Source organism: Allobosea sp. (genome assembly GCF_036675845.1).
Classification (GTDB): Bacteria; Pseudomonadota; Alphaproteobacteria; order Rhizobiales; family Beijerinckiaceae; genus Allobosea.
In genome coordinates, this window is the sequence record NZ_JAKFED010000196.1 from 21,585 (window position 1) to 41,120 (window position 19,536).

A 19,536-nucleotide genomic window follows, 5' to 3' on the forward strand; every position below is an offset into this window, starting at 1 on the left:
GAGGGCGTGGCGGCAAAGCATCGCACATGCTAGAGCGGCAACGAGGAAACGTTGCGATGATGATGGCAGACACTGTCGAAACGCTTGACGTCGCCGCTCTGCGCGCCGCCCTCGGCGAGCGCGCCGTGGTGCTGGTCGGGATGATGGGATCGGGCAAGAGCTCGGTCGGCAAGCGGCTCGGCGCGCGCCTCGGCCTGGCCTTCGTCGATGCCGATACCGAGATCGAAACCGCGGCCGGCATGTCGATTCCCGACATCTTCGCCCAGCGCGGCGAAACCGAGTTCCGCGATGGCGAGCGCCGCGTCATCGCCCGCATCCTGACGACGCGCGCGCCCCTGGTGCTGGCGACCGGCGGCGGCGCCTATATGAACGCCGACACCCGCGCCCGCATCGCCGAGCTCGGCGTCTCGATCTGGCTCAAGGCGGATTTCGACGTGCTGATGCGCCGCGTGCGCAAGCGCAGCAACCGGCCGCTGCTGCGCACCGCCGATCCGGAAGGCACGATGCGCCGGCTCCTCGCCGAGCGCGAACCGGTCTATGGCCAGGCCGACATCACTGTAATCTCGAGCGACGACCCCCATGAGATCGTCGTCGAAGCCGCGCTGGCCGAGCTCGAGCGCGTGACGAGCATCCGATGATCGACAAAGCCGCCGTTGCCGCGCCTGCCGAGCGCATCCTCGTCCCCGTCGCTTTGGGCGAGCGCTCCTATGACATCCTGATCGGCCGTCACCAGCTCTGCGAGGCGGCGGATGTCATCGCCGCCCTCGCCCCCGGCGCGCGCGCCGCCATCGTCACCGACGACAACCTCGCCGCGCTGCATGCGCCGGCGCTCGAAACCTGCCTGCACCAGGCCGGCGTCACCACGACGCGCCTGACGATCCGGCCCGGCGAGGCCTCGAAATCCTATGCCTGCTTCGTCGAGCTCTGCGACGAACTGCTGGCAGCGAAGATCGAGCGCAACGACCTCGTGATCGCGCTGGGCGGCGGCGTCGTCGGCGATCTTTCCGGCTTCGCGGCTTCCGTGCTGCGGCGGGGCGTGCGCCTCGTCCAGATCCCGACCAGCCTGCTGGCGCAGGTCGATTCTTCCGTCGGCGGCAAGACCGGCATCAATTCCGGCCATGGCAAGAACCTGATCGGCGCCTTCCACCAGCCGGCGCTGGTGATCTGCGACACCGCCTTGCTCGACACGCTGAGCGAGCGCGAGTTCAAGGCCGGCTATGCCGAGGTGGTGAAATACGGGTTGATCGACGACGCCGGCTTCTTCGACTGGTGCGAGGCGAACTGGCGGCGCGTCATCGCCGGCGGGCCGGAGCGCGACCATGCCGTCGCCACCGCCTGCCGGGCGAAGGCGGCGATCGTCGCCCGCGACGAGCGCGAGGAGGGCGATCGCGCCCTGCTCAATCTCGGTCACACCTTCGCCCATGCGCTGGAGCGGCTGACGGCCTATGATTCGAAGCGGCTCGTCCATGGCGAGGCGGTCGCGATCGGGCTGGCGCTGGCCTTCCGCTTTTCGCAGCGGCTCGGGCTCTGCCCCGGCCAGGATGCCGGCCGCGTCGCCGCGCATCTTGCCTCGGTCGGCCTGCCGACGCAGCTGCAGGACGTAGCCGGCGGCACCGGCAGCGCCGCCGAGATCGTCGAGGCGATGACCCAGGACAAGAAGGTGAAGCGCGGCGCGCTGACCTTCATCCTGGCCCATGGCATCGGCCGGAGTTTCATCGCACCGGGCGTTCCCGCCGACGAGGTGCGCAGCTTCATCGAAAGCGAACTCGCGGGAGCCTGATCGCACCCCCAATGGCCGCGCTGATCCCCATAGATCCCTGGCTCGCGGTCGCGGTCGTCGTTCTCGGCCTGCTGCTGACCGGCTTCCTCTCCGCCAGCGAGGCGGCGCTCAACGCGACCTCGCGCGTGCGGCTCTCCGCCCAGGAGAAGGCCGGCAGCCGGCGCGCCGCGATCGTGCTGCGCGTGCTTTCGAACCGCGAGCGCCTGAGCGGCGTGCTCCTGCTCGGGCGCACCCTGACCAAGACCGCCACGGCCGCGTTCGCGACCTATGCGGCAGCGGCGTCCTTCGGAACCGGCGCCGCGCTCGGCGCTGCCGCCGGCGTCGCCCTGCTCGTCGTCATCCTCGGCGAGCTGGCGCCGCGCATGGTGGCGGTCGCAAAGCCCGACCGCACGGCGCTCTTCCTGATCCGGCCGGTGGCGCGCCTGCTCGCCGTCCTGGGGCCGCCCGTGCGCCTGCTGCAATGGCTGGCGCGGCGCTGCATCGGCCTTTTCGGATTGCGGATCGATTCCCAGCGCCCCGTCCTGGCGACGGACGAGGTTCTGCGCGACCAGGTCGACCTGATGCGCCAGCAGGGCACAGTCGAGAAGGCCGATGGCGACATGGTCAGCGGCTTGCTCGACCTCAAGGACCTCGAGGTCGCCGATGTGATGATCCACCGCACTAAGATGCGCACGATCAATCTCGATCTCGGCCCGGAGGCGATCGTCCGCGAGGTGCTCGCCTCGCCCTATACGCGCCTGCCGCTCTGGCGCGAGAAGCCGGAGAACATCGTCGGCATCCTGCACGCCAAGGACCTGCTGCGTGCCCTCGACGCCGCCGGCGGCGAGGCCGGCAGGCTCGATGTCGGCGAGATCGCGCTTTCGCCCTGGTTCGTGCCGGTGACGATCTCGCTGCCCGAGCAGCTGAAGGCCTTCCTCTCCCGCAAGACCCATTTCGCCCTTGCCGTCGACGAATATGGCGAGGTCATGGGCCTGGTGACGCTGGAGGACATCCTCGAGGAGATCGTCGGCGACATCCGCGACGAGCACGACATCGCCCTGCCCGGCCTGCGCCAGCAGGCCGACGGTTCGGTCATCGTCGACGGCAGCGCGCCGATCCGCGACCTCAATAGGGCCATGGACTGGAACCTGCCGGACGAGGCGGCCACGACCATTGCCGGGCTCGTCATCCACGAGGCGCAGGCGATTCCCGATGCCGGCCAGGCCTTCACCTTCCACGGCTTCCGCTTCGAGGTGATGCGCAAGAGCCGCAACCGCGTCACGGCGCTGAAGATCGCGCCCGTCGGGAAAATCGAGACCGAACAGCCGACATCGTGAGCGATCTCGGCGTCGACTCTGGCCTTGAGGCCACAGCCGGATGGCAGTGCGATTGCCACGCGATATCCGCTCAACCGCGCAGCGCTTCGGGAAGAACCTCGATCGCCTTGTGCTCTCGCGAGACGCCATCGACCAGGAAGACGTCGCCGACCGCATGGTCGGTGCGCAGCTTCACGATCGCCTGATAGGCGGCCGAGGCATACCAGGCGCGGGCGGCGGCGAGATCCGGAAAGGCGATGACGATGAGGTCGCCCTGCCAGTTGCCTTCGAGTTTCTCCGGCACCCCGCCATGGATGATGAAATGCCCGTCGAAGGGCTTCAGCGTGGTGTCGATCCCCTCGAGATAGGCGATGATGTCCGGCCCGAGATCGACCTGGCGGAGATGGCCAACGGCATAGGCGGTCATGTTTGGCTCCTTTCGGCTTCGGGTGGCGGTCGCCACCGGCAATCCGAGGGATAGGCCACGCGCGGCCGGGGATCGATTACCCAACAGGTAATGACAGCGCGCTTTCGGCCGCGCTCCGCAAAGCCGCCATATTGCCGATGGAGACCGGCAGGATGATCCAGCACATCGACCGCCTCGCCTTGCCTGCCGCCGCACTCGCCATCGGGCTTCTTTCCGGCGTCGGCGCACTGCAGGCCCAGCCCGCCCCGACTTTCCGCGCCAGCTGCGCCGAGTTGCGCTCTGCCCTGAAGACCTTGCAGGGCAGGGAGGGCGAGCTGATCACCATCGAGGTCGAAGGGCCGCTGAGCATGGTGCGCGTCGGCGAAGGGCTGACCTATCTCGGCCTGTGCCAGGCGCCGGCCCCGCGCGTGCTCTGCGTCACCTATGACACCAATGGCCGCAAGCCCGGTGAGAGCGTCATCGTCGCCGGAGCCTGGGAGCAGGTCGGCCCCGACCATGTGAAGCTCGACCCCTGCCTGCATCACCCGCCGGAATAGCGCGGGCTCGCGGCAACGCCGCTCAATCGATCGCGATCTTCTGGGAAAGTGGGCTCGCCGCGCTCTCCGGCAGCGTCTCGGCCGGCTTGTCGGTGACGAGATACTGCGCCCGTGCCAGCGCCGCGAAGCGCCCGCCCTTGGCGACGAGTTCCTCGAAGGAGCCCATCTCGATCACCCTTCCCTGCTCGAAGACGAGGATGCGGTCGGCATTGCGGATGGTGGCGAGGCGGTGGGCGATGACGAAGGTGGTGCGGTCCTTCATCACCTCGTCGAGGGCTTTTTGCAGTTTCACTTCAGTGGCGGCGTCGAGGGCCGAGGTCGCCTCGTCGAGAATCAGGATCGGCGGGTTCTTCAGGAGCGCGCGGGCGATCGAGAGGCGCTGGCGCTCGCCGCCGGAAAGCGTGCGGCCGCGCTCGCCGACGAGCGTGTCGAGCCCATCGCTCTGGCGCGCCATCACCTCGGTGGCCTGGGCGCGGTCGAGCGCCTCCATCATCTCGGCATCGGTCGCATCCGGCTTGCCGACGGTGAGGTTCTCGCGGATCGAACGGGCGAACAGCATCGGCTCCTGGAAGACGACGCCGATGTTCCGGCGCAGCGAGAGCAGCGAGATCTCGCGGATGTCACGCCCGTCGACGAGGATCCGGCCCGATTGCGGGTCGAAGGCGCGATGCAGCAGGCCGAGCGTCGTCGACTTGCCCGAGCCGGTCGAGCCGACGATGGCGATGGTCTCGCCGGGCCTGACCTCGAAGGAGACGTCGGTGACGGCGGCGCGCTTGCCATCATAGGAGAAGGAGACATTGTCGAAGGCGACGGCGCCTTCGAGGCGGCCGGCATCAGCCGCGCCGGGCAGGTCGCGCACCGCCGGCATGGTGTCGAGCACCTCGAAGAACTCGCGCATCTTCGGCGCCTGCATGAAGATGAAGTTGACGAAGGCGACGATCTGCTCGAGCCGCCCGACCAGCATGGTGGCGAAGCCCATGAAGGTGACGATCTCGCCGACCGTGGTCAGCCCCTGCATCAGCAGCCAGGCGCCGACGACGAAGATCGAGAGCACGGTCAGCGTCGCCGAAGCCCGCGTCGCCACCGTCGCGATCGCCCACCAGGTCAGGACCGGCAGCTGCGCCTCGAGCAGATTGGCGATGGTCGAGCGCAGGCCGCGTACCTCCGCCTCGATCCGGGTGAAGCTCTGGATCACCGGCACGTTGCCGAGGGCGTCGGAGGCCCGCTCGGCGAGATTGGAGTGGTAGCCCTCGACATTGCTCTGCAGCTTGTCGGTCTTGCGCAGCACCAGCGCCGTCAGCGAGCCGAACAGCACGACCAGGAAGATCAGCAGCAGGCCGAGCTGCCAGTTCTTCCACAGCGTGAACGGCAAGAGGATGAAGAGCGCGACGAAGCTGGCGCAATGCTCGCGGAAGAAGGAGAGCCACAGCGCCCACATCCCGCTGGTGCCTTCCAGCATCACCTTCAGCACCCGGCCGGAATGGGTCTGCGTGTGATAGGCCAGCGGCAGCGTCAGCGCGTGCTCGAAATAGTCCGCCATCACCGCCAGGCGCCGGCGATGCGCCAGCCGGTCGGCGAACAGGGCGACGAAGACGCCGGCGGCGATATTGAACAGGCCGAAGCCGACCCAGGCGGCGATCAGGAGGTTGATGTCGCTCCAGCCCGGCCGCTGACCGGCGTTCTGGACGCTGGTCAGCTTGTCGATCAGCGCGCCGAACAGCATCGGCTCGGCGAAGGCCGCCGCCGCCAGCGCGATATTGGCGAGCGCCAGGATCAGGCCCAGGCGCCTTTCCGGGCCGAGCTCGCCGAGCACGCGGGCATAGATCGCAAACAGGGACATCGCCTGACCTTAGAGCAGGAGGGAAAGCGCTGGGAACCGGTTTTTCGCGGTCATCCCGCGCCAACGCCTTGATCGGAGACGGATTCGGCCTCTGCACGGAAGCGCTTCGCAAGCCCGTCCGAGAGCATCCGGTTCTCGTGCGTCGGCAGGCGGAATCGACAGCGGTCCCGGTGAAAGGCCGGTGCGAAACCAAACCCCTGCGGCATGCCGGCGGCGACAGGACCGCCTCCGGCTCGGCAAGGCGACGGCCGATGTGAGCAATTTCTCAACCTTAACGCTTCCTTTAATCGGCGCACCCTATCGTTTCGACCATGCGAGAGGCCGGGCGAGCAGCGTCGGCGGCGGCGCGCATCAGGATGCTCGTTTCATGGATATCGCGACCGGCGCAGGCATCATCGGTGGCATCGCGACGATCGTCGCGCTGATCATGATCGATGGCGGCAATTTTGCCGCCTATTGGGACAAGCACGCCGCGATCATCATCTTCGGCGGCGCCTCGGCCGCGACCATGCTGCGCTTTCCCTTCTCGGTCATCGCCCATGGCCTGCCGATGGGCATCCGCTTCGCCTTCACCATGCGCTCGGTCCATCCGCGCGAGCTGATCGACGAGATCACCCGCGTCGCCGAGATCAACCGCAAGAGCGGCCCGGTCGCGCTGGAAAACGTCGAGGTCTCGGACCCATTCCTGGCCCAGGGCCTGCGCTACATCGCCGACGGCTACGACAAGGACTTCATCCGCGACACGATGGAGCGCGACCGCGACAACTTCCTGCAGCGGCTCGACGAAGGCTCCAAGGTCTACCGCGCCATCGGCGACTGCGCCCCGGCCTGGGGCATGATCGGCACGATCCTCGGCATGGTCACCATGTTCGCCAACATGTCCGACCCCTCCAAGCTCGGCCCGGCCATGGCCACCGCCCTGCTGGCGACGCTCTACGGCGCCATGGTCGCCAACATGTTCACCCTGCCGATCGCCGACAAGCTGCACATCAAGCTGGAGGAGGAGGAGATCTCGCGCACGCTGATCATCGACGGCGTGCTGCAGATGCGCGACGCCAAGAGCCCGACCCTGGTGCGCGAGATGCTGCTGGCCTATCTGCCCGATCATCATCGGGCAGAAATGGCGGAAGCCAGCTGAAGGGCGGCTGAACGATGGCCAAGAAGAAGCGGGGCGGCCATGGCGGTCACGGCTGGTTCGTGACCTTCGCCGACCTGATGGCGCTGCTGATGGCGTTCTTCGTCATGGTCGCGGCCTATTCGAGCCAGGACAAGCAGAAGCTCCAGATCGTCGCCGGCTCGATGCGCGACGCCTTCGGCACGCAGAAGGACGTGCGCCTCGCCGGCATCGTCGAGGTCGACGGCATCCCGACCAAGACGCATATCAAGAACGCCTATGTCCGCCCGATCGAGGACGCCTCCGACAACACCGCGCCCAACCACAACCATCAGAAGGAGGACGGGCTGATCGCGGCGACGCATGACCGCGGCTTCGCGCTGGCGGCCGCCTCGCTGCGCCAGGCCCTGCGCGAGATGCCGGAGATCGCCGAACTGTCGCGCAACATCCTCGTCGAGGTCTCGGAAACCGGCATCGACATCCAGCTCGTCGACCAGGACGGCCGCGCCATGTTCGCCGAAGCCTCGACCCAGCCGAACGAGCGCATGCGCAAGCTGCTCGCGGCCATCGCCCCGACGCTGCGCCGCATGCCCAACAAGATCGCCATCACCGGCCACACCGCCGCGCTGCGGCCGGGCACGCTGGCACCGGGCAACCCCTGGGCGCTCTCGGTCGGCCGGGCCGCGGCGGTGCGCGAGATCCTCGGCAATGCCGGCGTGCCCGACGAGCGCTTCGCCTCCGTCACCGGCAAGGCCGACACCGAGCCGCTGATCAAGGACAACCCCTATCTGCCCTTCAACCGTCGTGTCGGCATCGTGCTGAAGGCCGACGCGCCGCCGCTGCCGAATGGCGCCAGGCCCTAGCTCCCTCCCCAAGCGCCGCCCCGCCGGCTCAGGGCGCCATGATCAGCGCCCAGTAGACCTGGTATTTCGAGCCCGGCGCATAGGCCGAGGCGATGCCCATGCGGGTCGCCTTCGGCGCCCTCATGACCCGGTCGTGCTGGGGCGAGTCGCGCCAGCCCGAAAAGGCTTCCGCCAGCCGCCGGTAGCCGGCCGAGAGATTGGCGTCGGCATCGGGCTGGCCGTCGCGCGCGAGCCGGGCCTTGACCGCGTCGGCCTGCGCCGGCTTGTCGGCGGCGGCCATCGCGGCCGCTTCCTGCTCCGCCGCCTGCATCAGCGCCGGATCGAGCCGCAGCGTCGCCAGCCCGGCGTTCAGGCGATAGGCCGAGATCGTCGCGCGCGCGGCTTCGGCGTCGACGCGCGCCGAGGGCGAGCCGAGATCGCGATAGAAGGCCGGTTGCGTCCGCACCGGCTCGGTGCAGCCGGCGATGTTGAAGAGCGCAAGCGCGCCGGCCAGTGCCGCAGGGCAGCTCATCGGTCGCGCCCTGGCGGGACGAGAGGAAAGGTCGGCCATCGCATCATTCCTTGTTCTCGTCCTTGCCGGCACTGTCGCCCTTGCCGGCGTTCTCGTCCTTGCCGGTCTCCGGCGCCGGCTCCGGCGCGTCCGACGCGGCCTCAGCCTCGCCATCGGCCGGCCGGGAGCGCTTCACCGAGACCTTGCTGCCGGTGGCGCGGCGCGCCTTGGTCTCGCGGGCGACGGCGCCCGCAATGTCGCCGAGCGACTGCTCGATGCCCTCGAGGCCCTTGACCGTGAGCTGGGCGGCGGCGGCCGGCACTTCGAGCTCGGCCAGGCGCTTGTGGATGACATAGTTGAGGTCGCTGGTGACCCGCCCGACGATGTCGACCTCTCCGACGACGCAGACCAGGTCGAAATCCATCGTCGTGGTGCCGATCTTGCGGAACAGCACGTTCGGCGGCGGCTTCTTCAGCACGTCGCCATGCGCCTCGCCGGCATCGTGCAGGGCCGCCCGCACGGCGCTCGGATCGAAGGAGCGCGGCACGCTGATCGAGATCAGGACCCGCCCGGTGCGGTCCGAGCGGACGCGGTTGCGCACCACGCCGGAGACCAGGTTCGAGTTCGGCACGATCACCGAGGAACGGTCGAAGGTCTCGATCTCGGTCGAGCGGACATTGATGCGCTTGACGATGCCCTCGGCGTCGCCGACCAGCACCTGGTCGCCGACCCGGATCGGCCGCTCCCAGAGCAGGATCAGCCCCGAGACGAAGTTCGACACCACCGATTGCAGGCCGAAACCGATACCGACCGAAAGCGCCGAAGCGACCAGCGTCAGCCGCTCGAGGCTGAAGCCCAGCGAGGAGACGGCGAGCGCGACCGCCGCGGCATAGCCGAGATAGCCCGCCGCGGTGGTGATCGAGTTGCGCAGCCCGGGATCGAGCGTGGTGGTCGGCAGGAACTTGCCGTCGAGCCAGCCCTGAAGCGAGCGGGTCGCGGCGAGGCCGAGCGCGAACAGGAAGCCGGCGACGATGATCGAGGACAGCGAGATCGTGACGCCGCCGATCTGGACGCCGAAGAAGGCGGCGCGCAGCGAGGTCAGGAAATCGGCGGATTCGAGCCCCCAAGGCGCCAGCGTCAGCATGATCGCCACCACGATCAGGACGATCTTGAGCGCGCCGGTCAGGACGACGGCGATCTTCTGCAGGGTCGCCGCCCGCAGGCCGATGCCGGCCCGCAGCGTCAGCGCGAAACGGCCCTCGCCGGTGAGCAGGCTGCCGATCTCGAGCTCGATCAGTTGCATCATCAGGACGAAGGCGCCGGCGAGGATGCCGAGCCAGAGCACCTGTTCGGTCAGGAAGGTCGCCAGCACGACATAGCCGAGCAGCACCGCCAGGATGATGGCGATGCCGACGATCCAGGCGAGGATGCGCACCGGGCCGAGGCTGGCGCCGTCCACCGGGACATAGGGGCCGAGGCAGGCCTCCTGCTCGATCTCGTCATTGTCGCGCAGCCGGTAGAGCCCGGCGACCAGCGTCAGCGCGAAGACGGTCGCGACGACGCCGCGCACGATGATCGACAGGCTCAGGCCGGCGGCGATCGCCTGCAGCCAGGCCTCCAGCACCTTGCCGATGCCCATGACGATCGCCAGCGAGCCGGCCATCCAGACCACCGTGCGCGCTGTCGATTCCATCACGCTGACGAGTCGGTGCTGCGGCTCGCCCGGCGCGAACAGCGCGTCCGCCAGCGCCTGGACGAAGGCGAAGAGGGCGAGCCCGAAGACGATGGCGAGGATCACCGGCTGGATGCGCGGCGGCAGCAGGCCGGCGGCGTTCAGCGCGGCGTAGATCAGCCAGCTCGCCAGGGCCGGCGGCGCGGCGCGCGCGAGCAGGCGCAGCAGCGCGCTGTGCAGGCAATAGACGCCGCTGGAATCCTCCGTCGCCGCGAGGCGGCCGGTCAGGCGCGGCAGATAGCGCGCCCGGGCGATGTAGAGGCCGACCGCCCCGAGGAAGCCGAGCGCCACCAGAAGCCCGCGCCCGCTCCACAGCGCCGTGCTGAAGACCGAAAGCCAGTCGCCGAAGATCAGCTGCGAAGCGCGCAGGTCGGAGGGCAGCGCCGCAAGCGTCGTGCCCCAGACATCGGGGCTCAGAATCGAGGGCCCCGGCGCGAACAGCGTCCGGGCGAAGCGCTCGCGCCGCAGATCGCCGATCGAGGTCTGGAGCTGCTCCGCCTGCAGCAGGGTCGCCCGGGCCAGCTTCAGCGTCTCGTCGGCCTCCGAGAAGCCTTTTTCGCGCGCCTCGCGCTCGCGGGCGACATCGGCCGTCTCGGGTGGCGCCTTGGCGTCCGGCTTCGGTCCGAGCTGTTCGAGGCGCAGCTTCGCCTGCTCGAAGCGCGGCGCCTGCTCCTCGGTCACGATACGAAGCTGGTCCAGCAGCGGCTGCAGGCGCCCCCTCTGCCGGGCCAGCTCGGCATCCGAGGCGCCCGGATTGGCGAGCACGGTCTCGATCTGGGTCAGCTCGCCCCGGATGGAATCGACGCGGGCGCGCGCCGCCGCCGGATCGGCCGGCTGCGCCAGCGCCGACAGCGGCAGCAGCAGGAAAAGCGCGAACAGGAATGCGCCGAGCCGGCCCGCTAGCGGGCCGAAGCTGCGCCGGGCTCTGGACGTCACTGGCATCGCGATCCTGCCGGGCTGATTCGCATCCTTTCGCAGCCTCGCCACCGGCGCGCGGCGAAATCAAGCGCCCTGACGGAAAGAGCTGGCAGGCCGGCTTCGCGGCAGGGCCGCGCCGGATGGCAGGGAGCGGGCAAGGGCATCACATTCCTGTGAAACGGCGCCGGGTGGCGACGGTGAAGGCAGGCTTCTTCGGCAAGAAACCGGACAGCATCATGGCGGAAGTGGCCGGCTGCCGCGATTTGGGCTGCTCCGCCCCACTGAGGGACGGCTTTCCGACCCAGCGTAACCGTGATCGGCGCCGGGCTGGCGGCCTCTGGTGCTCTCCCCCCTTTTTGAGTTTCAATTTCGACCAATGAACACCTTCGGCCGGAGATCGGCCGGCAGGATCGATCGGCGAGGCGCGCTGGCTCTCTCGCCTGCTCTGGAATCGAGACCGGGAGGTTCGCGATGGCTAAGCTCGACATCAACGGAAAAGCGATCGAGGTGGAGGTCGACGGCGAGACGCCGCTGCTCTGGGTGATCCGCGAGCAGATCGGCCTGACCGGCACCAAATATGGCTGCGGCATTGCCCAATGCGGCGCCTGCACGGTGCATATCGACGGCGTCGCCACCCGCTCCTGCGCGCTTCCCGTCAGCGCGGTGACCGCCGAGCAGAAGATCGTCACCATCGAGGGGCTCTCCCCCGACGGCAACCACCCGCTGCAGAAGGCCTGGATCGAGCACGACGTGCCGCAATGCGGCTTCTGCCAGAGCGGCATGCTGATGGCCGCCGCCGCCATGCTCCAGGCCAATCCGAAGCCGACCGATGCCGATATCGCGGCGGAAATGACCAATATCTGCCGCTGCGGCACCTATAACCGCGTCAAGGCCGCGATCAAGCAGGTGGCCGCCGGCGGCGAGCTCGGCCGCGGCTGAGCGCCCCTTCCCTTTCCGCAGCGCCGGGCTCGACCGCGATCCACGAAACGGAAACTCGCCTCGCCCGCGCGCCAACCAGACTCCGGAGGACGCCATGACATCCGTCTCTCTCGCCGAGATGAAGCTCTCCCGCCGCAATATGCTGGCCGGCTCGGCCGCCGCTGCCGGCGCCTTTTCCTTCGGCTTCGCCGTGCCCTTCGCCGGCGAGGCCCTGGCCCAGGGCGCGAACCCTGAGATCAATGCCTGGGTCGTGGTCCATCCCGACGACAAGGTGGTGATCCGCATCGCCCGCTCCGAGATGGGCCAGGGCACGCTGACCGGCCTCGCCCAGCTCGTCGCCGAGGAGCTCGACTGCGACTGGGCGAAGGTGACGACCGAATATCCGACGCCGGGGCAGAACATCGCGCGCAACCGGGTCTGGGGCAATTTCTCGACCGGCGGCAGCCGCGGCATCCGCGAATCGCATGAATATGTCCGCAAGGGCGGCGCCGCCGCCCGGATGATGCTGGTCCAGGCCGCAGCGGGGGAGTGGAAGGTGCCCGCCGCCGAATGCAGCGCCGCCAAGGGCGTGATCAGCCACAAGGCTTCCGGCCGTTCGCTGCGCTATGGCGAGGTCGCGGCGGCCGCCGCCAAGCTCTCGGCGCCGACCGAGGTGCCGCTGAAGGATCCGAAGGACTGGACCATCGCCGGCCAGCCGCTGAAGCGGCTCGACACGGCCGACAAGACCACCGGCAAGAAGATCTACGGCATGGATTTCAAGCTGCCGGGGATGCTCAACGCCGCGATCAAGGATTGCCCGGTCTTCGGCGGCAAGGTGAAGAGCTTCGACGCCGCCAAGATCAAGGCGATGCCGGGCGTGAAGCATGTCCTGCCGGTCGGCGACAGCGCCGTCTCGGTCGTCGCCGACACCTGGTGGCAGGCCAAGACCGCGCTCGACGCATTGCCGATCACCTGGGACGAGGGCGAGCATGCCAAGGTCTCGAGCGAGAGCATCGCCGCCTGGCTGAAGGAAGGGCTCGATGCGCCGCAGGCGGCGCTCGGCAACCAGGCCGGCGACGTCAAGGCGGCGATCGCGGGCGCCGCCCGCGTCATCGAGAACGTCTATTCCTATCCCTTCCAGAACCATGCCTGCATGGAGGTGATGAACGCGACCGCGCTCTACACCCCGGAGCGCTGCGAGGTCTGGACGCCGACGCAGAACGGCGAGGCGGCGCTGGCGGCGACGGCGGAGGCCTCGGGCCTGCCGCTCGCCAAATGCGAGGCCTACAAGATCGACCTCGGCGGCGGCTTCGGCCGGCGCGGCGCCGTGCATGACTGGGTGCGCCAGGTCGTCGCCATCGCCAAGCAGGTGCCCGGCACGCCGATCAAGCTGATCTGGTCGCGCGAGGAGGACATGCTGCATGGCCGCTTCCACCCGGTCACCCAGTGCAAGCTCACCGGCGCGCTCGACAAGGACGGCAACCTGACCGGCCTGCATATGCGAATCTCCGGCCAGTCGATCGTCGCCGGCATCTTCCCGCAGAACATCCAGAACGGCCGCGACCCGGTCGTCTTCCAGGGGCTCAACCCGCCGGGGCCGGAGGCCTCGATCGGCTACACCATCCCGAACCTCTTGATCGACCATGCCATGCGCAACCCGCATGTCCCGCCGGGCTTCTGGCGCGGCGTCAACCTGAACCAGAACACGATCTATCTCGAGTGCTTCCTCGACGAGCTCGCCCATGCCGCCGGCAAGGACCCGCTCGAATTCCGGCGCGCCTTGATGAAGAACCATCCCAAGCATCTCGCCGTGCTCAATGCCGTAGCCGAGAAGGCGGGCTGGGGCACCAAGGCGCCGGACGGCATCTATCGCGGCATCTGCCAGACCATGGGCTTCGGCTCCTATGTCGCCGCCGTCGCCGAGGTCTCGGTCGACGCCGAGGGCAAGCTCAAGATCCACCGCATCGTCGCCGCGACCGACCCCGGCCATGCCGTCAACCCGGCGCAGATCGAGCGCCAGGTCGAGGGCTCCTTCGTCTACGGGCTCTCGGCGGCGCTGTTCGGCGAATGCACGGTCAAGGACGGCCGCATCGTCGAGGAGAATTTCGACACCTATCCGGTCATGCGCCTGGAGGACATGCCGGCGGTCGAGACGGTGATCGTGCCCTCGGGCGGCTTCTGGGGCGGCGTCGGCGAACCGACCATCGCGGTCGCGGCGCCGGCGGTGCTGAACGCGATCTTCGCCGCCACCGGCAAGCGCGTCCGCACCCTGCCGATCAAGAACGCCGATCTGCGCAAGGCGTGAGCGCAGACCCGCGGAACCGACTGGAGCAAGTTGCCGTCGTGGAAACACCGGGTCATCCCGGCCGAAGCGCAGCGGAGAGCCGGGACCCATGCCTGAACCGTTCCGGCATGGGTCCCGGGTCGCCCTCCGGTCGCCCGGGACGACGTCGCTTTTCGGGGATCATGCGATCGGGTTTGGAACTGGCATTCCTCGCAATGGTCGCGATCCCGCCCGCGCATGCGCTCGAACCCTATCTGGTCGCCGACGATGCGATCCCCGCACCGCTCGGCGGTCTGATCGGAAACGCCACGCGCGGCCGGTCCCTCGTGCTCGACCGGACGCGCGGCAACTGCCTGATCTGCCATCGGGTGCCGGAACCTGACGAGCCCTTCCAGGGCACGATCGGCCCGCCGCTGGCCGGCGTCGGCGCCAGGCTCTCGGCCGGGCAGCTGCGCCTGCGCCTCGTCGATGCCAGCCGGCTCAACCCCGAAACGGTGATGCCGCCCTATTTTCGCACCGAAGGATTGCGAGACGTTGCCCTGCAATATCGCGATCGGCCGGCGCTGACCGCCCAGGAGATCGAGGATGTCGTCGCTTATCTCGCCAGCCTCCGGACGCTCTGAACCGGCGTTCTCGCGCCGCGAGCTGATCGCGGCCGGCACGGCCGGCCTGGCGCTCGCCACCCTGCCGGGCGGGCTGCGCGCCGCCACGCCGACGCCTCTGTCCGAGCTGATCGCCCGCGTCACCGAGGGCGCGACCCCGGCCCGCGGCGGCATCGAATTCGACATCCCCCAGCTGGTCGAGAACGGCAACTCGGTCGATGTCGCGATCCGGGTCGAGAGCCCGATGACGGCGGGCGACCATGTCCGCTGGATCCATGTCATCGCCGAGAAGAACCCGTTCCCCGACGTGGCGCGCTTCCATCTCTGGCCGCGCAATGGCCGCGCAGAGGTCGCGGCCACCTTGCGCTTCGCCACCTCGCAGAAGGTCGCGGTCGTCGCCGCCCTGAGCCGCGGCGGCTACGCCATGAGCGATGCCGACATCGTGGTGACGCTCAGCGCCTGCATCGACGGAGGCTGAAGGCCATGGCAACGTTCAATGCCCGCATCACCATGCCTGCCGAGGCGAAGGCCGGCGAGATCGTCGAGGTCCGGGTGCTCGCCCGCCATCCGATGGACCGCGGCGGCCAGGTCGATGCCGAAGGCCGGATCGTGCCGCGCAAGATCCTCAACCGCCTCACCGTGACCTATGCCGGCGAGCCGGTGTTCCGCTACGACATGCATACCGGCGTCGCCGCCAACCCCTTCGTCAGCTTCACCACGCGCGCCGTCGAAACCGGCGACCTCGTCTTCGAATGGCGCGAGGATGGCGGCGCGACCTTCACCCGCACCGCCCGCCTCGTGGTGACATGAGGCTGAGCGGCCTCTCCATCTTCGCCCTGCTGCTGGTCGCAGCGCCTGCCGCCCTCGCGCAGGTCAAATCCGGCAGCGACTTCCTCTCGCCGGAGATGCACCGCCAGCAGGACGACGAGGCGCGCAATCCCGGCTTCCTCTGGACCCTGCAGGGCGAGGAGCTGTTCAGCCGCCGCAGCGGCGATGCGCCGGCCTGCCTGTCCTGCCATGCCGAGCCGAAGCAGAGCCTGCGCGGTGCCGCGACGCATTATCCGATGGTCGACGCCGCCAGTGGCAAGCTGCTCAACCTCGAAGGCCGCATCGAGCAGTGCCGGAGCGAGCGCCAGAAGCAGCCGGCCTTCGGCTATGAGAGTCCCGAACTCCTCGGCCTCACCGCCTATGTCGCCTCGCTTTCGCGTGGCCTGCGGCTCGCGGTCGCGACGGAGGGCGCGGCGAAGCCTTATCTGGAAGCCGGCAAGGCGTTCTATGAGCGCCGCCAGGGCCAACTCAACCTCTCCTGCGCGCAATGCCATGACGATCTCGTCGGCGCCCGGCTGCGCGGCGACACCATCAGCCACGGCGTCGGCACCGGCTATCCGGCCTATCGGCTGGAATGGAACGGCGTCGGCTCGCTGCACCGGCGCCTGCGGGCTTGCTCGCTCGGCGTCCGGGCGACGCAGTTCGACTATGGCGCGCCGGAATATCTGGCGCTCGAGCTCTATCTCGCGGCGCGCGCCAAGGGCCTTGCGATCGAGGCACCGGGCTTGCGGCGATAAGGCATGACCGCTCCGCTTTGGTCGTCCCGGACAAGCCGCGAAGCGGCGCCGATCCGGGACCCATGCCTGAACCGTTCCGGCATGGGTCCCGGGTCGAACTGCGTTCGCCCGGGACCACCGATGAATGTCGGGTCGATCGGTCTTGGCGAAGAAGGCGCAAGCCGTCACGATGGCGGCACAATCCTGACGGAGATGCGGCGGATGCTACGCCTGCCAGCCCTGCTCGTCGCTCTCGGCCTCGCCACCGCTGCTTTCGCCGAGCCCGCCGCCGAGCCGCCGGCCTCGGCCGCAGCCGTCGCGAACCCGGCCCCTTTCGTCCTGAAGGACACCGAGGTTCGGACGATCCGCGCCAAGGCGTTGCAGCGCGACTACGAGATCTATGTCAGCCTGCCGGCCTCCTATCATTCCGCGCCGCGCCGGCGCTTCCCGGTGCTGTTCGTCACCGATGCCGACTACGCCTTCCCGCTGGTGCGCAGCATCGCCAAGCGCGTCGGCAACCGCGCCCAGGGGCTGGAGGAATTCATCCTCGTCGGCCTTTCCTATGCGGTCGGCGACAGCCCGCAATTCAGCCGCCGGCGCGACTACACGCCGACGCCCAATGGCGAGAAGACCAGGGACGAGTCGGGCCGGCCGCCGGTCTTCGGCGAGGCGGAGGGCTATCGCCGCTTCCTCGCCGAGGAGCTGATGCCCTTCGTCGCCGCGACCTATCGCACCGACACCAGTCGCAGCATCTATGCCGGCCACTCCTATGGCGGGCTGCTCGGCCTCCACATCCTGCTGAGCGAGCCGACGATGTTCTCGCACTACATTCTCGGCAGCCCCTCGCTCTGGTTCGACCAGAAGGTGATGTTTTCGCGCGAGAAGGCCTATGCCGATGCGAACAAGGAGCTGAAGGCCGATGTCCTGATGGCGATCGCCTCCTATGAGACGATCAACAAGGCCTCGAACGACCCGCGCTACAGCCGCAACGTCGACATGATCGCCGACCTGCAGGAATTCGAGAAGGCGCTGCGCTCGCGCAATTACCCCGGACTGTCGCTGACCAGCGAGATCATCCCCGGCGAGGACCACCTCACCGTCTTCCCCGCCATCATCACCCGCGGGCTGATGTGGGCGCTGCCGGCAAGGCGGGGCTGAATTTTGGACGCAAGCGCGCCGTCATTCCGGACAAGCCGCGCAGCGGCGCAGCTCCGGAATCCATCGAAGGGCGCCGAATCCTACGATGGATTCCGGCGCTCCGCTTCGCTGCGGCCGGAATGACGGCAGGGATAGGCAGGGATGGACGAGCTCAGTCCTTCTTGCCCTTGTCATCCTTGCCCTTGTCGTCCTTGCCCTTGTCGTCCTTGCCCTTGTCGTCCTGGCCCTTGCCGTCCTGGCCCTTGCCGTCCTTACCCTTGCCGCCGTTCTTCGGTTTCACCCGGTTGCGGTAGCTCGCATTGCCGAGCCCGGTGCCGATGGTCAGCACGGCCCAGTTCTCGACATCCTGCATGAACGGCATATCGCTCAGCCCCTGGACCACGGCGTCGTTGTGCATGGCGACCACCGTCTCGTGCTCGCCGATCTCGGGCGCCATCTCGCGGATGCTCTCGACCAGGTTGAAGCGGCTGCTCGACCAGTTGCCCGGCAGGTTCTGCGCGCCGCGATCGATGGCGCCATCGGCCTCGATCAGGCCGGGGCAACCGACGCCGATGAAGGGCGCGACCCGCAGGCCCGCCTTCCCCGCCTCCTTGATCTGCTCGCGCAGCATCTTGCCGAGCCGCTTCACCGCCTCCTCGCGGCTCGGTTCCTCGTCGGCATGGCGCCAGAGCTCCGTTTGCCAGACGCGGGCCTTGCTCAGATCGGGCGCCTTGTCCTGGCGCAGCTCGACGATGCCGGCGCGGATGTTCGAACCGCCGATATCGATCGCCACCAGGCTGTCATAGGCCTCGAAGATCCATTTCGGCGCGAGATGGGCGCAGCCGACCAGCCCGGCCTCGTCCGGATGATGGCGCACCGGCAGCAGCTCGATCGCGTGCCCCTCGGTCTGCAGGATGATGCCGGCACGCGCGATGGCGAGTTCGCCGACCCGGCTCTGGCGGAAGCCGCCGCCGACGACGATGCGCTCGACCGGGCTCCACGCCTTCTGCCTGAGGAAGCGGCGGATCACGAAGGACAGCGACTGGGCGAAGCGCTCGACCGCGCTCAGCACCAGGGCCGCCTCGCGCGCCTCGCCCTTGCTGATCAGTTCATCGAGTTCGGATTTGCTCGGCGTCGCGTCACTGCCGGCGAGGGGATCTTCGCCGGCCTCGGCGAGATGGCCGCGCAACTCGGCGAGATGGTCCATGAAGGCGCCGCGGCTCGCCTTGTCGCCGATGAAGCCGTCGCCATCGCGGATTTCGAGATTATAGCTGGTGACGGTGACCGAAGGCAGTTCCTCCGCGCCATGCCCGCCATTCGTCCCGGTCTTCGCCGCCGTCGCCACTGCCATTCGCTCGCTCCCCCTGCCGTTCTTGGGAAACGATCCGCATCGCTTCAGGTTCCGGCCGCAGCCGCATGGCCGCCCTCGGCGCATGCCGCCCCTGCGCCGGCAATGGGCACAAGGCACGCGCTTGCCGTTGACCTCGCGCCCGGCTTTACCCTCCATAACGGGCAGCACAGGCGCAGCGGTCGGCAGGACCGCGCCGGAGGGGACCAGCATGCTCGAATTTCTCGGCCGCTCGATCGTGATCGGCGTCGGCGCCACCGCCATCCTCGACCTCTGGGCCGTGCTGCTCAACCGGACCCTCGGCATTCCGCTCAGCAACTGGGCGATGGTCGGGCGCTGGTTCGCCCATCTGCCGCGCGGGCGCTTCGCGCATGACCCGATCTCGGCTTCCGAGCCGGTCTCCGGCGAGCTCGCCATCGGCTGGATCATGCACTATCTCATCGGCATCTTCTTCGCCGCCATCGTGCTGATGATCTGGGGTGTCGGCTGGGCCCGGATGCCGACGCTCTGGCCGGCCCTGATCGTCGGCATCGTCACCGTCGGCTGCGGTTGGTTCGTCCTGCAGCCCGGCATGGGCTTCGGCCTCGCCGCCAGCAAGCGGCCCAACCCCAGCCAGATCCGGCTGGTCAGCCTCGTCAACCACGTCGTCTTCGGCCTCGGCCTCTACCTCACCGCGCTGCTGACGCGCTGATCCGGCAAGCCAGGCTT

The 19,536-nt window shown here is 68.7% G+C and carries 19 protein-coding genes; 14 read left to right on the forward strand and 5 right to left on the reverse strand.

All coding sequences use genetic code 11. From position 1 onward, the window contains the following. Nucleotides 1–56: 56 nt before the first annotated feature. Genes V6M56_RS20890 through V6M56_RS20900 form a run of 3 tightly spaced genes read left to right on the forward strand, consistent with a single transcriptional unit; the run spans nt 57 to nt 3,096 of the window. Nucleotides 57–638 (forward strand): shikimate kinase, encoded by a 582-nt coding sequence (locus V6M56_RS20890; protein ID WP_332686611.1) that lies wholly within the window; start codon nt 57–59, stop codon nt 636–638. Beyond that, nucleotides 635–1,780 carry a 3-dehydroquinate synthase gene (gene aroB / locus V6M56_RS20895; RefSeq protein WP_332686613.1) on the forward strand — a complete coding sequence of 382 codons (1,146 nt, stop codon included), beginning with the start codon at nt 635–637 and terminating at the stop codon, nt 1,778–1,780. The genes V6M56_RS20890 and aroB overlap by 4 nt, the downstream gene beginning before the upstream one ends. A gap of 11 nt (nt 1,781–1,791) precedes the next feature. Then, nucleotides 1,792–3,096 (forward strand): HlyC/CorC family transporter, encoded by a 1,305-nt coding sequence (locus tag V6M56_RS20900; protein ID WP_332686614.1) that lies wholly within the window; start codon nt 1,792–1,794, stop codon nt 3,094–3,096. Between the two features lie 70 nt (nt 3,097–3,166). Here the strand turns inward: V6M56_RS20900 and V6M56_RS20905 are convergent, their stop codons facing one another. Next, the gene (locus tag V6M56_RS20905) at nt 3,167–3,502 is read right to left on the reverse strand and encodes a DUF1330 domain-containing protein (RefSeq protein ID WP_332686616.1); all 336 of its coding nucleotides are present in this window, start codon (nt 3,500–3,502) and stop codon (nt 3,167–3,169) included. Nucleotides 3,503–3,654: 152 nt separating this feature from the next. Here V6M56_RS20905 and V6M56_RS20910 point away from each other — a divergent pair, with 152 nt between their 5' ends. Further along, a complete protein-coding gene (locus V6M56_RS20910) occupies nt 3,655–4,038 on the forward strand; it encodes a hypothetical protein (protein ID WP_332686618.1) in 384 nt (127 codons plus the stop codon). Between the two features lie 22 nt (nt 4,039–4,060). Here the strand turns inward: V6M56_RS20910 and V6M56_RS20915 are convergent, their stop codons facing one another. Beyond that, nucleotides 4,061–5,878, reverse strand: coding sequence for a glucan ABC transporter ATP-binding protein/ permease (locus V6M56_RS20915; RefSeq protein WP_332686620.1), 1,818 nt, complete (start codon nt 5,876–5,878; stop codon nt 4,061–4,063). Between the two features lie 367 nt (nt 5,879–6,245). On the opposite strand from V6M56_RS20915, the gene V6M56_RS20920 reads away from it, so the two are divergent. Then, entirely contained in the window at nt 6,246–7,016 is a 771-nt protein-coding gene (locus V6M56_RS20920) for a motility protein A (RefSeq protein WP_332686622.1), read from the forward strand. A 14-nt stretch (nt 7,017–7,030) separates the two neighbouring features. Further along, nucleotides 7,031–7,855 carry a flagellar motor protein MotB gene (locus V6M56_RS20925; protein WP_332686624.1) on the forward strand — a complete coding sequence of 275 codons (825 nt, stop codon included), beginning with the start codon at nt 7,031–7,033 and terminating at the stop codon, nt 7,853–7,855. A 28-nt stretch (nt 7,856–7,883) separates the two neighbouring features. On the opposite strand, the gene V6M56_RS20930 is transcribed toward V6M56_RS20925, so the two are convergent. After that, a complete protein-coding gene (locus V6M56_RS20930; RefSeq protein WP_332686626.1) occupies nt 7,884–8,405 on the reverse strand; it encodes a CAP domain-containing protein in 522 nt (173 codons plus the stop codon). A gap of 4 nt (nt 8,406–8,409) precedes the next feature. Beyond that, nucleotides 8,410–11,013, reverse strand: a complete 2,604-nt coding sequence (locus V6M56_RS20935; RefSeq protein ID WP_332686628.1) for a DUF3772 domain-containing protein — start codon at nt 11,011–11,013, stop codon at nt 8,410–8,412. A gap of 453 nt (nt 11,014–11,466) precedes the next feature. On the opposite strand from V6M56_RS20935, the gene V6M56_RS20940 reads away from it, so the two are divergent. The 7 genes from V6M56_RS20940 to V6M56_RS20970 all read left to right on the forward strand — a co-directional run bounded on the left by V6M56_RS20940 (nt 11,467) and on the right by V6M56_RS20970 (nt 17,501). Further along, entirely contained in the window at nt 11,467–11,934 is a 468-nt protein-coding gene (locus V6M56_RS20940; RefSeq protein ID WP_332686630.1) for a (2Fe-2S)-binding protein, read from the forward strand. Nucleotides 11,935–12,028: 94 nt separating this feature from the next. Then, nucleotides 12,029–14,218 (forward strand): xanthine dehydrogenase family protein molybdopterin-binding subunit, encoded by a 2,190-nt coding sequence (locus V6M56_RS20945; protein WP_332686632.1) that lies wholly within the window; start codon nt 12,029–12,031, stop codon nt 14,216–14,218. A gap of 194 nt (nt 14,219–14,412) precedes the next feature. After that, nucleotides 14,413–14,820, forward strand: a complete 408-nt coding sequence (soxX, locus tag V6M56_RS20950) for a sulfur oxidation c-type cytochrome SoxX (protein ID WP_332686634.1) — start codon at nt 14,413–14,415, stop codon at nt 14,818–14,820. Then, on the forward strand, nt 14,783–15,277 hold the full coding sequence (locus V6M56_RS20955; protein ID WP_332686637.1) for a thiosulfate oxidation carrier protein SoxY: 495 nt from the start codon (nt 14,783–14,785) through the stop codon (nt 15,275–15,277). The genes soxX and V6M56_RS20955 overlap by 38 nt, the downstream gene beginning before the upstream one ends. Nucleotides 15,278–15,282: 5 nt before the next feature. Then, a complete protein-coding gene (gene soxZ / locus V6M56_RS20960; RefSeq protein ID WP_332686639.1) occupies nt 15,283–15,609 on the forward strand; it encodes a thiosulfate oxidation carrier complex protein SoxZ in 327 nt (108 codons plus the stop codon). Next, nucleotides 15,606–16,364 carry a sulfur oxidation c-type cytochrome SoxA gene (gene soxA, locus V6M56_RS20965; RefSeq protein WP_332686641.1) on the forward strand — a complete coding sequence of 253 codons (759 nt, stop codon included), beginning with the start codon at nt 15,606–15,608 and terminating at the stop codon, nt 16,362–16,364. The genes soxZ and soxA overlap by 4 nt, the downstream gene beginning before the upstream one ends. Before the next feature lie 201 nt (nt 16,365–16,565). Next, the gene (locus V6M56_RS20970) at nt 16,566–17,501 is read left to right on the forward strand and encodes an alpha/beta hydrolase (RefSeq protein WP_332686643.1); all 936 of its coding nucleotides are present in this window, start codon (nt 16,566–16,568) and stop codon (nt 17,499–17,501) included. Nucleotides 17,502–17,652: 151 nt separating this feature from the next. Here V6M56_RS20970 and V6M56_RS20975 read toward each other — a convergent pair whose 3' ends face one another. Then, a complete protein-coding gene (locus V6M56_RS20975; protein ID WP_332686645.1) occupies nt 17,653–18,831 on the reverse strand; it encodes an ROK family protein in 1,179 nt (392 codons plus the stop codon). Nucleotides 18,832–19,039: 208 nt separating this feature from the next. On the opposite strand from V6M56_RS20975, the gene V6M56_RS20980 reads away from it, so the two are divergent. Further along, nucleotides 19,040–19,519 carry a DUF2938 domain-containing protein gene (locus tag V6M56_RS20980; protein WP_332686647.1) on the forward strand — a complete coding sequence of 160 codons (480 nt, stop codon included), beginning with the start codon at nt 19,040–19,042 and terminating at the stop codon, nt 19,517–19,519. Nucleotides 19,520–19,536 lie beyond the last annotated feature (17 nt).